This is a genomic window from Nocardiopsis sp. NRRL B-16309 (genome assembly GCF_001279585.1).
In the GTDB taxonomy this organism is placed as follows: Bacteria; Actinomycetota; Actinomycetes; order Streptosporangiales; family Streptosporangiaceae; genus Nocardiopsis.
In genome coordinates this window covers 11,833-25,639 of sequence record NZ_LGEC01000063.1, presented here as the reverse complement: position 1 = coordinate 25,639, position 13,807 = coordinate 11,833, and the positions used below count along the sequence as shown (strand labels likewise).

The 13,807-nt window shown below is 66.8% G+C and carries 11 protein-coding genes; 3 read left to right on the top strand and 8 right to left on the bottom strand.

The window, feature by feature from the left end; all coding sequences use genetic code 11:
* Positions 1–32: 32 nt before the first annotated feature.
* Entirely contained in the window at positions 33–1,274 is a 1,242-nt protein-coding gene (locus tag ADL05_RS09125) for a site-specific integrase (protein ID WP_053616449.1), read from the bottom strand.
* Positions 1,275–4,382: 3,108 nt separating this feature from the next.
* Between ADL05_RS09125 and ADL05_RS30415 the strand changes: the two genes are divergently transcribed.
* Positions 4,383–4,604, top strand: coding sequence for a hypothetical protein (locus tag ADL05_RS30415; protein ID WP_156365780.1), 222 nt, complete (start codon positions 4,383–4,385; stop codon positions 4,602–4,604).
* Between the two features lie 404 nt (positions 4,605–5,008).
* Here the strand turns inward: ADL05_RS30415 and ADL05_RS09115 are convergent, their stop codons facing one another.
* From ADL05_RS09115 to ADL05_RS09095, 6 genes are all read right to left on the bottom strand, one after another.
* Positions 5,009–5,662 carry a phosphotransferase gene (locus ADL05_RS09115; protein WP_231640673.1) on the bottom strand — a complete coding sequence of 218 codons (654 nt, stop codon included), beginning with the start codon at positions 5,660–5,662 and terminating at the stop codon, positions 5,009–5,011.
* Positions 5,663–5,831: 169 nt separating this feature from the next.
* Positions 5,832–6,746: an aldo/keto reductase gene (locus ADL05_RS09110; RefSeq protein WP_053616448.1), complete on the bottom strand. Its 915-nt coding sequence runs from the start codon at positions 6,744–6,746 to the stop codon at positions 5,832–5,834.
* On the bottom strand, positions 6,743–7,924 hold the full coding sequence (locus ADL05_RS09105; RefSeq protein ID WP_053616447.1) for a cupin domain-containing protein: 1,182 nt from the start codon (positions 7,922–7,924) through the stop codon (positions 6,743–6,745). The genes ADL05_RS09110 and ADL05_RS09105 overlap by 4 nt, the downstream gene beginning before the upstream one ends.
* A gap of 10 nt (positions 7,925–7,934) precedes the next feature.
* Positions 7,935–8,066, bottom strand: a complete 132-nt coding sequence (locus tag ADL05_RS32120; RefSeq protein WP_255351839.1) for a hypothetical protein — start codon at positions 8,064–8,066, stop codon at positions 7,935–7,937.
* A 90-nt stretch (positions 8,067–8,156) separates the two neighbouring features.
* Positions 8,157–8,429, bottom strand: a complete 273-nt coding sequence (locus tag ADL05_RS09100) for a hypothetical protein (protein WP_156365779.1) — start codon at positions 8,427–8,429, stop codon at positions 8,157–8,159.
* Positions 8,430–8,440: 11 nt separating this feature from the next.
* A complete protein-coding gene (locus ADL05_RS09095; RefSeq protein WP_053616446.1) occupies positions 8,441–9,010 on the bottom strand; it encodes an ATP-binding protein in 570 nt (189 codons plus the stop codon).
* 112 nt (positions 9,011–9,122) lie between these two features.
* Here ADL05_RS09095 and ADL05_RS09090 point away from each other — a divergent pair, with 112 nt between their 5' ends.
* The gene (locus tag ADL05_RS09090; RefSeq protein WP_156365777.1) at positions 9,123–10,583 is read left to right on the top strand and encodes a helix-turn-helix transcriptional regulator; all 1,461 of its coding nucleotides are present in this window, start codon (positions 9,123–9,125) and stop codon (positions 10,581–10,583) included.
* A complete protein-coding gene (locus ADL05_RS09085) occupies positions 10,580–11,509 on the top strand; it encodes a phosphotransferase enzyme family protein (RefSeq protein ID WP_053616444.1) in 930 nt (309 codons plus the stop codon). Before ADL05_RS09090 ends, ADL05_RS09085 begins: the two co-directional genes overlap by 4 nt.
* Positions 11,510–11,598: 89 nt before the next feature.
* Here the strand turns inward: ADL05_RS09085 and ADL05_RS29510 are convergent, their stop codons facing one another.
* Complete coding sequence (locus ADL05_RS29510) at positions 11,599–13,473, bottom strand: tetratricopeptide repeat protein (RefSeq protein ID WP_231640672.1); 1,875 nt, start codon at positions 13,471–13,473, stop codon at positions 11,599–11,601.
* Between the last annotated feature and the right edge of the window lie 334 nt (positions 13,474–13,807).

The window sequence follows — 13,807 nt, the reverse complement described above, 5'->3', positions numbered from 1 at the left end:
CTCCTGGTGTGATCGCCGGTCCGGCTACCGCACTACCGGCTCACGGGTTTGAGCATCGCCGCCGTCGCCTCCGCAGCCGCCCGAGCCACCTCCGGAAACACCGTCTGGTACGTGTCCTGGGTGAAGTGCGTGGTGGCATGGCCGAGCTCACCGGAGACCACTTTCACGTCCGCCCCCGCGGCCAGCGCCAGCGAGGCGGCCCCGTGGCGCAGCCCGTGCAAATGAATCGGCGGCAGCCCCGCCGCCCTGACGACCCGGTTGAACCACCGGGTCACATCCCCCGGATGCCAAGGCGCCCCGTCGGACCGGGTGAACACCAGGCCTGAATCAGTCCAGTCCTGGCCCGCCGCGAGGCGGGCCTCGTTCTGGAAGCGCTTCCAGGACCGCAACACGCGCACCGTGTCCTTGTCCAACGTGATCGTGCGCTGGCCGGCCGCGCTCTTGGGAGTGGTCGTTACCGTCTTCCATCCCAGGGTGACCACCTGGGTACGGATGTCCGCCTCTCCGTCGCTCAGGCGGGTGTTCGCCCAGGGCAAGCCCGCCGCCTCACCCCGGCGCAGCCCTTTGACCGCGATGAGGTGGAACATCGGGAACAACCACCGGTACTTCCGCGCGTGGGTGAGGAAGGTGATGGTCTGCTGGGGTGTCCACACCATCACCTCCCCCGGCACCACACCGTCCACCTGCCACTGGCGCACCCGGTCCGGTGTCCACACCAGCGACTTCTTCCGCGCACACGAGGGCAGGCGCACGTGCGAGGCGATGTTCACCGCTACCGGCAGGTCCGGCCTTCGCACCGCGTCCGACAGGGCGCTGCGCAGCGTGGCGCGGATGCGGTGCTTGGTGGACAGCGAGATCACCCGCTGACCCCTCACCGACGCCCGCATCTTGGCGTCCGCCGACTCGCGGCATTCCAGGATCCGCTGGTTGCCCTCCTCGATCTCGGTGAACATGGCCTCGACCTGTCCCGAGGTCAGTTTGTCCAGGCGGGCCCAGCCCAGGTGCGGGACGAGGTACTTACGGATGTGGCCCTCATAGGAGGCCCGGGTCTTCACTGCCAGGTCCGGTTTGCCCTCGAGCCATTCGGTCAGCCACTCGGCCACGGTCGGGATCCGCTCACGGGTGCGTATCCCCACGCCGATCCGGCGTTTGACCTCGGCCACCTCTGGCAATGGGAGGCGGGCCTTCAACGCCTGCTGGACGAGATCGGCGACCTGGACCTGGACCTCCGCCTCCCCTTCGGCCAGGCGCAGCAGCGCCTTGACGTGATCGATCTGCCACTGGGCCTCGTCCTGGGTGGCGAGCCCGCCCCGGCGCGCCTGGCGGCGCTTGCCCTAGGGTGTGCGGGGAAGTTCGAGCTGGAACGCCCACTCCCCGTGGCGGGGGTTCCAGGCCCCGTCATCCCGGCGCAGCTTCGGGCACTTCGCCCCCAGGAGCTTGCCCGTGGCCTCGTGCCTGCATCCGCAGCGTTTGAATACCGACCCGTCGTGAGAAGCCATCAACGGCCCTCGACTTTCGTGTTGTCACCGCGCGCACCGCACCCGCACCCGCCACCGCGGTGGAAGACGGACGTGTCCAGACCGAGGTAGGCCAACACCCCCGCGGTCGGCACCACCCACGCCCTCCCCGCCCGGCGCACCGGCACTGGGAAGGCCTCTTGGCGCAGGAGCCGGTATGTGGTGGTGCGGCCCAAGCCGAGCATCCGCCCGGCCGACACCGGGTCCATCGCCACCGGCAGCGAGCCGACCTCGGCCATTGTCACCGGAGTCGTCCCCTTCACCTGACCCACCTCTCCACTACCTCTGAACTGCGCGGATACGGTTTGCGGCCCCGCGTGTTGCGGGGCAGTACGCATCCACGCTCGACCTCGTAGAGGTGGTCAAGCGGATTCGACCAGGAGCCCACCGGATTCATGGAGAGCCTCGCCCTGCCGCCCGTTTCACGGGGTTTCGCACCATTCCCCCTGTGCGGCCGTTCGGTCCGCGAACCGGGGCTGGCCCGGATGGGGCCGTCAGACGGCCCGACCACCCCAGTCGACGCGCTCTGGGGTACTGAGCCCGCCCCGGGCGGTGGGGCCGATGTCGGGGCGCTGGTCGCCGCATACGCCCCAGGCTGGGACACCCCCGCGCAGGACCCCGGGTGGCTCCAGCCCGTGGGATTGTCCGCTGGCCAGGGCCGTGGTGCCAGGTGAAGGCGGTGGGGTCTGGTCATCAGTGGGCCTCTTCCTCGTGCTCGTCGTCTCGCCCTGATAACCCCCTAAGAAGACGCCCCCAGGACGGATTCGACTTCGAAGCGGAGATCTCGCGCAGTCGCGCTGCGAGGTGCCGATGTTCCGTCCGCCTCGTCCAGCGCGGAGCGCGGCCCGGCAAGACCAGAAGAACCGCGCCCGAGGCGACAGCGCCAGGAGCATCCAGCACGAGAACCCGCGCGATCTCCGCTCACACCACCACCTCGAGGTCCTGTCCCCTGGTGGTCGTAGAGGAAGAGAAAGGGAGACAAGGCTGGCCAGAGGCAAGGTGGGGGCCGCGCACCCGAAGAAAGACCACGGGCCCCGTCTCGAGGGAGCGGGGGCGGTTGGCGCCCTCACACCGTGGGGCGCCGCCCGCCCTGCGTGAAGATGACTACCCACTGGGTATAAGTCTGGGCGCCCATCGGCCCACCCGCAGCGGTCCCGACCTGCACTGATAACGACGCTGGGGTGCTCCGTTCAAAGCGGCCCTCCCCCAGGCCCGCTTACCGGTCCACTTACCGGCCCGCCGACCGGCCGAGTCACAGGCCCACTTACCGGCCCAGACTCAAACGTGAGCCTGATGGCAATAATGTTCGTATTCCCTCTTGGTGCCGCCAACCTCGAAGAGACCACCCCCGCACCCGGCGCGCCACCACCTCACCTCCACGACCAGAAGAACCATCGGCCCGACGCCCTCAGCCGATACCGGTGACCACCGAGTGGATCCCACCCACCGGACGGCCCGACCCCGCCGCGCCTCGCAGGCCCCACTTCCGCAGACCACACGAGCAGGTGCAGGGCGAGGGGGCGTGCAGCGCTCGGCGCTGGGCGACCCGAGCACCTGCATCGCCGCCCCAAAAACCCGCACACAGGAACCTTTCATTCATGTTCTTATAAAGAAGAGAAAAGTGAATACAGGAAGAGGAGAACAGGGCAACGAAAAAGGTGTGGGTGAGCCCACGCAGGCGTCCAGGGGCGGGGCGTCTCCGGCTCGCCGGGGGCGCCACCCGCCCCCTACGTGAGGATGACTACCCACTGGGTATAAGTCTGGACACGCGTTGGACCACTTGAGTAGGCCCTGACCAGCGATTATGTACCTGGAGAGGGGGTCCAACGAGGCGGACCACCCGTTGGCCCCCTTGTTGGACCACCCGTTGGCCCGGGTTCACTTCGTTCTCACTCCGGACTCAGGGCACCACAGGGACCGGCATCATCAGCGCTGCGGATCGAATTTCAAGAAGGCTCCCTCTCGCCTTTCCGCAGCACCACCGACACGGCCCGGCAGGCGGTCGCACAGGACCTTGATAAAAGCACCATCCCAACGAAATACCGGTCAACGAAAGCCGGTGACCACCGAGTCGATCTCGCTCACCGGCACCGCCGAGGTCGCCGTCAACCCCGCCCCGACCACCACCGGCCGACACCGAAGGGGCTGCCTCCAGGTGGAGACAGCCCCCAAGCCGCGACTCGACATCAGACCACGAGTGCCCGTTGCGCGTCCCACTGGCGGATCAGCCCAGCCAGCTCGTCCCACTCACCAGGGGCATTCGTAGCGGCCACCTCGGCACGAACGTCCGGCGCGGGCCCGCCGCCTTGGCGGGAGATAGGCGGTGCCGGGCGTCGTCGCCTGGACCGCTGACGCTGTTCGTGCGCGACCAGGTACGGGCGCACCGCCCGCACACCGTCCTCGTCCACACACCAGCCGAACTCCGGCAGCTCTACCGGGGCATCGGAAGCGGTCACGTTGCCGCCCTCTGTGAACAGCGACCACGCCCGATCCGTATGGGACCGCCGCGCCTCGTCATAGCGCCGCACCCACTCCGGCTCGGGAGCCGGGCGCGTGGTCGCGGTGTTCGGGGGTTCCCGTCGCGGTGACGTCTTCCGAGCTTCCAGCTCCACCGGGCGCGAAGGTGGCGCGAACCCTACTCCGACGATCGTGGCGAGCGCCGCGCCCACGGCCCACCGCACACGGCTGGCCCATCCTCGTCGGCACCTGCGGTGCCGACCCGTACCATGACTCATAGATCTTCCTCCTGCTTACTCAGGTGGCGGATCACGCCTCGGGTCGGTGGTGACTCACCGCCCGGGGCGCCTTCTCTTTCGGTCTTCTCGATAAAACCGTGAGCCCGTGTTCTGGACGAGGCGGGTGTCAATGGCTTCGAAGGTCGGCCGCCCCTCGAAGCTGCGCTTCCTCACCCCACCCGACACGGAGCAATCAGCCCGGTTAGCTGGCGCCACCACCCGCCAGGAGCAGGTCAGGGCCGGTGTTTCTCAGGACAAACACAGGCATGACAAAGAACCCCATTTCAGGCATGCGAATAAATTCTGTCATATGGGAATGGCCGTGTTCAGCCGGGCCGAACGGCAGTTTTGATGTTTCCCCATACTCGCGAGAAGTTTCAACCCGGATGGCTCAGAAAAGTCATGAGCCCGAAAATGAGGAGCCATGAGACGACGGCTCCACATGGCCCTCACGCGCCCGACGCGCGCATAGCGCCCCGTGGGCACGGACGCCCCGCACAGGGGGTCACCCGCGCCCACGGGGCGGTGTGGGGCCAGTCAGACCGGTCTGAGGGCGGTCGCGAGCCGGGCGCTGTAGCAGTCCCTCACTGACACCTGGACGCGCTCAGCGCAGGCCAGGGTCTACGATCCGCGATCGCTGCTGCCCGCAGGGAACTCGCCCTCGCGGTGGAACCCGCTCGGGTCTTGGTCTCGATGCTCTGGGTGTGGGACTCGCGCGCTGGCCCAGCTCACCGAGTGCAGCCCCGTGTCCTGCGGCTATTGCGAGGTTGAGGCCAGCAGTCCGGGAACGAACCGCCGCACGTAGGGGGCCAGTCGAGCGTGGAGTTCGTCCCGTTCGCTCGCTTGGATGATCTCGGCACAGATGATCAGTTGTGCCAGGCGCCCGTCGTCGGTGTCGAGCACGTCGGCGAAGACGCTGCGGACCTTCACCGCGGTCTCCGGGGCGGGCAGGGCGTAGGCGTGCAGGACAGCGGCGTCGTACCCGGCCGGAGCCGCGCCCCACCCCTCCCAGTCGATGATGCTCAGCGGGTTGTCGGTGAGGTTGGCCCAGTGCAAGTCTCCGTGAGCGGTCACCCACCTGCGCACGGTCGTGTCGACCCCGGTCTCGGCGATTTCGGGGATGTGGTTGGGGATGCGGTGGACGAACGCCTGAGTGAAGACCTGGCGTCCCTCGGGCCTGGGGACTTTTTGAAGAGCATCCAGAGCCTGGCGTAGACCACCCCACCAGCCGGGTTCGACCTTCACCGGAGCGGTGAGATCCGGGGTCGCCGACACAACCGTCCCCGGCAGCCGCTCCCACAACAGTGCTTGGAAGACGAGTTCCTCCCCCCACGTGTGCTCAGCGAGCAGGCGTGGCCGGGGAACACCGTCGCCGATCAGCTCGGCGGCGAGCGCGGCCCCTTCCCACACCTTCCCCCCAGGTTTGGGGGCGGACGTGACTCGAAGCCAGCCAGGAGAGCCCTCGGCGGTGGCGACCGGACCGCTCAGAGTCCGGCCGCCCACACCGCGGTGCAGCGTCACGCCAGGCGGTGCGACCAGGTCCAGGGCCGCGACCGCGTGATGCCACGCCTGTCCCAGGTCAGGCGTTTTCTCGGGAGAGGAGGAGATCACTGATGTCCTTGAGTCGATTCTCGGGCAACGGTGGGCGACCCGCCACCGAAGCCGCGCTCAACCAGTGCCCTGCACTCGAGGCGCTGATCAGCATCCCCGTGAGGCCGGGCGCTGAGGCGGTCACCATAAGGGCTGCCTCGGCCGGTGAGGCCCCGTCGCTGATGTGGTGGGCGAGGCGTTCGTTCACCAAGTGGACGAGCTTGCCTCCGTGGAGTGGGGCGGAGGCCCACACTTCCAATCCTGCCTCGTGTGCTTCGGCCAGGGGACCGCTTCCGGTCAAGGCGTCCTTGATCGGGGCGATGTTGACCAGCGACACGGGCAGTTGGACGGCGGCCAGGCCGGTCTCAGGGCTTCCTGAGGCTTCACGGGACAACCGGAGAAGGTCGGGCACACTGAACGCCTCCGTGAACCCCGACCAGGTGGCGACCCCGTACCCCGTGATCAGGCCCTCGGCGCGAGCTTCCTCCAAGGCGATGAACCCGCCGCGGATTCGATCGTGCAGCCCATCGCGGTCGCCGTCGTGGTGATGGTCGGGGTTGTGCAGGAACACCAGGTCCAGGCGTGGCCGTCGCAGTTCCAGCCGGTTCATCGCGATCTGATGGCGGACGTAGTCGGCGGCGATGCTGTGCAGGCCACGTGCTTCCTCCGTCGCAAGGGCTCCGCTGGACACGGCGACCTCGGCGTGGCCGGGGGTCATGTGCCCGACCTTCGAGGCGATCCGCACCTGTGGGTGGGCTTCCAGGGTGGAGGCGATGGCGCTCTGGTGGGTGCCGTGCCCGTAGACGGGGGCGGTGTCGATGAGTGGGCAACCGGCCGCAGCCGCGATGCGTGCCGAGTGGGCGGCGTCGCGGCTGCGGTAGGTGCCCAGTCCGAGAAGGGTCACTCTTCGCCCTCCCAGACCAGGGCGCCGTCGTCCATCAGTCGTCGAAGCAGGGAGATCAGGGCGTCTTCGGAGATCTCCGGGGCGAGTCGACACAGTTCCTTGACGGTGACCGGTTCGTGGTCGGCGAGGCGGTGGAGTACCGGAGCGGCCACCGGTGCCAGACGCCAGCGGCGCCCCTGAGCCGAGAGAACCACCTGTCCGTTCTCTTCGCTCACGGTGCCCCGATGCGATGCCAGCCGTAGGCGAGAAGACGCTGACAGCGTCCCGGTCACGGCGACCGGCAGGCTGAACGCCATCCTTGCCGGGGCGGTCTGGTTCAGGTGGTCCCAGTACTCCTCGACCACCCCGGGCGACTGGAGCCGCTGAGTGATCAACTCGGCCAGGCGATAGGTCCACGCCGCCTGATCGCCCCTGTTCCGGGGGACGTCGCTGCGAACCTCGACGTGTTCGCGCATCAGCCCGTTGACCCAGTCGAGGAAGTCCGCGCCGGTCGTGGTGTTCAGACCACAGGTAAGGTGCAGGCTGGGCTCTCCCTCCGAGGCCGACGCCGCGTGCCAGCACCCCCGGGGGACGTGGAGCACGTCGCCGGGCTCCATCGTGAACTCGTCGACGGGCTCGGTGGGGGCGTCGTCGTCCACCTCCACGTCGGAGTACAGCGGCGCCTGGCGGGTGGTGCCGTAGATCCGCCAGCGCTTGCGCCCGGAGACCTGGAGGACGATGACGTCGTGGTCGTCCCAGTGGACGCCGAAGCCTTCCTTCGCGGTCCAGGAAGCGTAGGCGTTGACCTGGACACGGGTGCCCAACCACGCTTCCAGCTCAGCGGCCATGGTGTTGATGGGCGGGTGCATCTCGTCGATCGCGTCCACGACCAGCGTGGCGCCCTGGCGGAGCTGTTCGTGGAACAGGTGCGGCACCGGGGCGTTCCAGTTGGGCATACGCCGGTAGGTCCGCGGACGGGTGTACTGGCCCACGTCCACCGTCTGCCCGTCCGAGAGCCGCATCCGAGGCACGTCGAGACGTCGGGTGGCGAGGAGCTGATTGAGGTCGGGCCAGGTGAGCAGGTGTGCGAAGTCGGTGGTCTGGTCGGCGTTCGCGGCATAGCGGCGGTGGGCGCGGCCGAGCACCTGGGCGGGGAACTGGTCCCCGCCCAGACGGCCGCTGATCAGGTCAGCGGACACGGGTGTTCTCCTAGCGGATGCCGTCGTTGGTGTCGGAGCGGCCGGTACCGCCGCCGTCGGAGGGCTGCTCGCCTCGGCTGCGCTCGGCCTGGATGTCCTCGACCGCGACCACCAGGTCGCCGTCGAACTGCGTGCTCTGCATCTGTGGTTTTCCCTTCATTGGTGTCCTTCGTGGAGTGCGGTGACGGCGCCGCCTCGTGGTCGGCTGGACGGAGCCCGACCGTGAGGCGCCTTACCTCCCCGCTCGGGTGACCGTGAGCTGGGAGAGTTCAGTGGCATCAGTGCTGGCTGCGATGTTCTCGACGAGGACCGTCTCGGTGTGCAGGATCCGGCGGTGCAGTTCCTGACAGGTGGGCGCGGACAACGGGGCGACGTGGGCGTGGCCTCGGTAGAAGGCGAGGAAGGCCCCCGAGCCCGGTCCCCACATCACGAGCCAACGGCTCCGGTAACGAAACTGGAGCTGGCGGGCGGCCGTGTACTGGTCGTGGTCATCCCTGATGTCCAAGGCCACCGCGATCACCGCTCGGTGTGGTCGGCGGGCTTGGCGGAGGTGCGCTCGATGCGGTCCACCTCGAACCAGACGCTGGTGCGGCCGTCGTCGTGGTGGATGGTGCCCCACCGGCTCGCGTTCGTCGCGACCAGGTGCAGTCCGCGCCCGCTCTCGTTCTCGGGGTCGAGGGGCCGAAGGTGGGGAACGGTGATCTCCCCCTCGCGGGGGCCGGCGTCGGTGATGCGCACCTGGATACGGCCCGCCAGTTTGAACACGCTGATGGTGACCTCGCCGCCCGGATCGCCCGATCGGGTGTGGCGGATGCAGTTGTTGAACAGCTCCGAGGCGAGCAGCGCGACCGGGCGAATCTCCCAGTCAGGGAGGGACGCCAGTGTCCGCAGGCGACGGCGCATGACCGTGGCGTAGAAGGGGTCGCCGGGAACCGTGATCGCGGACCCGGTGACCTCGGGGTTCGCCTCCAGCAGGACCGGGGCACGGTCCGAAGGTGCGGTGGCGCGCTTGGGCAGCGGAAAGACGTCTCGCTTCCCGGTGCCAGTCTCCGTTTCCTCCGCCCGGTCCACCAGTGCGGCCCTCATCCCCATCACCATCCTCCCGTGCCTGGTCACCGTGCCTTGTGCGTCAGTTCCAGGTCGTTGACGAGTTCTCAGTTTGGTGTTGACGCGCCTTCGGTTCCCATGAACAGGGGTGATGATCGCTATTACGGTGGTGATGCTTTTGGGAACAGGACTGGCGAGGCGGGCCAGGATCCCTGTTTCATGGGGAACGAACATTTCCCCGTTCAAGGGATCCATGGTGTCGATATGCGCAAATTGCGGCAGGGAGAGGTCATCTGTCGCCGATGCGAAGAAAAGATGTTCGTGTATACCCAAGGGATTCTGGGATGCACCTGAGGCACAGGAAGCCGCTGGGCGCCTCGACGCGAGCTCGCTCGTACGCCTCCTGCGTTCACGCACCGACCTGTCCCAGGAAGCCCTCGCGCGTTTGACCGGTCTGTCCCAGTCGATGATCTCCCAACTCGAATCGCGCAAGCGCGAGTTGAAGGACGTCGTGAAGCTGCGCTGCTTCCTCGACGGGCTCGGGGCGCCCCGAGTGACGACCTCACGCACGCGACAGGAGAGCATCGAGAGCACCAGGCTGTTGGCACACGCCGCTCAGGTCACCATGGGAGCGGCGGAGATCGATCCCCACAGGTGGCGCGGGCCGAACATCCCCGAGACGCCATTGCCCGTCCGGCGAGTAACGGGAACCGACGTGGACCACGTCGAGACGGTCACCAAGGCGTTGCGGGCCGCCGACTACCAGCTCGGGGGCGGCGCGTGCTTGGACGCGATCATGGCGCACCTGGCCTACGCCCACCGGCTGCTGCACGCGGCCAAGCCCGCGAACCAGCTCGGCCTCCAGCTCTACCGGGCCGTCGCCGATCTGCACAATCTCGCCGGGTGGGCGAGCTTCGACGTAGGCCGATACAAGATCGCAGCCGAGCACCTGTCCCTGGCGCTGGAGCAGGCCCAGTACATCGAGGAGCCCTCGCTGGTGGCCAACGTGCTCTATCGGATGGGCCGCCTGCACCTGCACCGCGGCCACACTGTCCAGGCCCTGCGGTTCCTGCAACTGGGACAGATCGCCGCCCAAAACTCCGGGTGCGAGCGCACCGTCGCGCTCATGTGCGCCAACGCCGCCTGGGCCTACGCCGTCCTCGATGACCAGAAGCGGTCCATGGACTCCCTCGCCCGCGCCCACGATGCCTTCGCTCGCGCCGAGGCGGACACCACTCCGTGGGTGCGGTTCTTCCACGAAGCCGACCTGGACGCCATGTCCGGGGTCGTCAACGCCGCCCTACCCACCCCGTCGCCTCGTGCGTACACGGCCACGACCGAGCACCTGTACCGGGCCGTGGACGCCCGCAGCCCGGCCATGGGCCGCAGCCAGGCCTTCGAGCTGACCACCCTGGCCACCGCCCACATCCGCAACGGCGACCCCGACCAAGGCGTGTGCGTCGGGCGCCAAGCCGTCGACCTCGCCCGCCAGGTCCGCTCAGTGCGTGTCATCGACCGGCTCGCACCGCTCCAGCACGCAGCCCTGGCCTACCGAACCCGGGGCGAGACAGCGGAGCTGGCCGCCGAGATTGCTACCCTTCGCACATCATGAGCACCACTCCCGCCCCCTCCGCCGACCCCCGCTTCGCCCTCACTCGCGACCGTGTCCACGACGTTCTCGCGGCCCTGTGTGAGGAGGCCGGGCTGGGCGCCAAGGCGGCCAACGACGCCGAGCTGATCAAGTTCACCAACAACGCCGTCTACCAACTCCCCGACGCGGGGTTGGTGGCGCGTATCGCCGGGTCCGCGACCGTGGCCGAACGCATCCCTGTGGTCATCCAGGCAGCCCGGTGGCTCGCCCAGCACGACGCACCCACGGTGCGGCTGGTCGAAGAGATCCCCCAACCGGTACAGGCCGCTGGAGCTACGGCGACCTTCTGGTACCTGGTCCCCTCCCCCGGCCCTGACCCGACCGGCACCGACCTCGGGCGCATCCTCAAGCACATCCACGCCCTGCCCGCACCAGGTTTCGCGCTGCCGTCGTGGGAGCCGTTCGCCCGCATCCGCAGCCGCATCGCGGACGCCGAAGGACTGGCCGAGGCCGACCGGGTCTTCCTCACCGAGCGCACCGACCACCTGGAGCGCCTGGTCCAGGACCTGGAATTCGAGCTCCCCGCCGGGGTGCTCCACGGCGACCCATTCATGGGCAACCTCATCCCCGGCCCGCACGGCCCGGTGATCTGCGACTTCGACAGCCTCAGCCACGGCCCACGCGAATGGGACCTGGTCCCCGCCGCCGTCGGGAAGGTCCGCATGGACTATCCCACCGACCACCACAGCCCGCTCGCCGCCGAGTACGGCTTCGACGTCCTCACCTGGTCCGGTTTCCCCGTCCTGCGCCAGCTCCGCGAACTCAGACTCGTCACCAGCGTCCTCCCGGTCCTCAACACCAGCCCCGGCCTGCGCGCCCAGTGGCAGCACCGCATGGACACTTTGCAGTGTGGCGACGCCACCACCCGCTGGTCCACCTACCGGTAGCCGCCAGCCAGGTGGACAATGAGGAGTCGTCCTGGCACACACGAGGATCCTCCGATAAACCCGGTAAAGACATTCTGTCAGCCACAGAATCAAAGGTCAGCACGAGAGTCAACAGCCTTACGGAGCCACTGTTTGGCCTCCTTCACACGCCCCTTCTCGGCCAATAGGCGACCTAGGTTCACCATGGCACTGGTGAAGCCAGCATCAGCGGCTTTACAGTACCAATATTCCCCCTCTTCCATCCGCCCTTGAGTCACCAATAGGTGGCCCAGGTTGAACATGGCACCGGCAACACCAGAGTCGGCGCCTCTGCGGTACCACGATTCGGCCTCCTCCACCAACCCATGCCTGTTCAACATGAAGCCGAGGCTTACTATGGCATTGGTTCTGCCAGCATCGATAGCCTTACAACACCAGTACTTGGCCTCTCTGATCCGTCCTTGGTCAGACAACTCAAAGGCAAGGCCCACCATAGCATCGAAAAAGCCAGCATCAGCAGCACTACGATACCATCGCTTAGCCTCTTCTTTTCGCCCCTCAAATATCAACGAATTTCCCAAACTGGCAACAAGGTCCTGCGCCAACCCGTTATCAGTGGCCATGCGGTACCACCACCCGGCCTCTTCCATTCGACCCTGAGAAATCAACAACCCACCAAGAGATAAGATGGCGTCAGAATTTCCCTTATCGATAGCCTTACAAAACCACTGCTCGGCTTCCTTTTCCCGCCCTTGGCCTCGCCTCCACACGCCCACGAGGTGCATCGCACGAGGATGTCCAGACCGAGCCAGAGGTTCTCCAGCCGCAATGGCAACCTTATGCAAACCCGCACGGGCAGCGTTGGTGGAGATTGCCAGGCATTCGTCCTCATCACTGGCATGTTCCAAAGCCAGTTCCCAGACTGGAGTTGGTACCAGGTTAGTAGTGGCCTCAACAAGGTAATCGAAGGCCCGCCAACAACCGCGCTCTTCATCGGCTGGGACAAGGAGGCCGCTGGCACCCAAACTGGGGTGTTCCGCCCACTCCAGCGCTTGAGCGAAAGACTCTGGACGCAACGGAGCGATCCCAAATGTATAATGGACATGAGCCCGCTCCAATAGATCTCGCTTGGGTGCGAGCAGAAGGCCTGTGCGGGCTAGATCCACCGCCGCAGACACGACCGCATACCCACGCGGATATCCGCCCCGAGCAGTGGAACGTCTGGCTCGTCTCCAAATGCGCAGCAGTTCAGGGCCAGCAGCCATGTATTCAGCAATACCGTGGGCTCCGTGGTGGGCTACCGCCTCCGCCAGGAGATCGTCGTCCAACTGAGAAGCTCGGTCGACCTCCTCAGGAGACCAAACGCGTTCCAACTCCACCAGCTTGAATCGACGTAGCAAGGAAACAAAAGCGTCACGCTCACCATGCATTTCATGCCGCCGTGCGTTCCTTCGGCCCCACGCGTTTTCGAGGACGGACATGTGGTAGGTGTCAGCGTATTCCGAGCGCAGAGTGGCCATCACGACCGCGCCTTGGTGGCACAGGGACTGCAAGGTGGTTTCGGTCAGGCCGTACTCGCCCAAGCTCAGGTAGCGGTTCAGATCATCCAACCACACCACTTCCCTGCTCTCCTCGGGTAGAGCGGCCAAGTGATCGCTCAGGGAACGCAGGTCTTGACCTGGAGCGGGCGTGAACAAGAACCGGTTGGGCAGAGCCTTCTGGAGGGCGTGCAAGGCGGCTCGGGTCTTACCTGCCGTTGAGTCGCCTTCCACCAATACCGCTCCGCCCTCTAGCTCGGCCTCAGTAAGCAGTCGATGGAGTTCGGCATCGATGTCACGTTCCACATACGGCGGCAGCGTGGATCCGTTACGGTTCTCGCGGGCGGGATGTACCCCCAAGGTACGCGGATCAGCATCGCCCACCCGCACCGACGCCCACAACACTTCACGTTCAGGAGCGTCCGCTCCAGAGGAGGCGATGTTCAAGTTCTCGATAGTGTGGGCCTGAACAGCAGTGCCTCGGTCTACATCCCCAATCGCGTTGTGCAAAGCAGGGCCTCGACCGTTGTCCTCAGAATCGGGGATGTGTGAAGTCATGACTCCAGTGTGCACTTACAGGACCCATACCGCCGGGCCTCGAGTCACAGACCGAGTTCCGGGAGGCAATCCCGGCACACCGCACAGCCTCCAAAAGCTCCGGTATGAGACAAGCAGGGCTCGGATCAGGTCGCGGGCGGTCGTCCGGGTCTCGGGTCGGGGCAGGTATGGGCCGACGGCGGTATTGATGAGCTCGTTGAGCAGGCGTGGCCAGCGCCGGGCC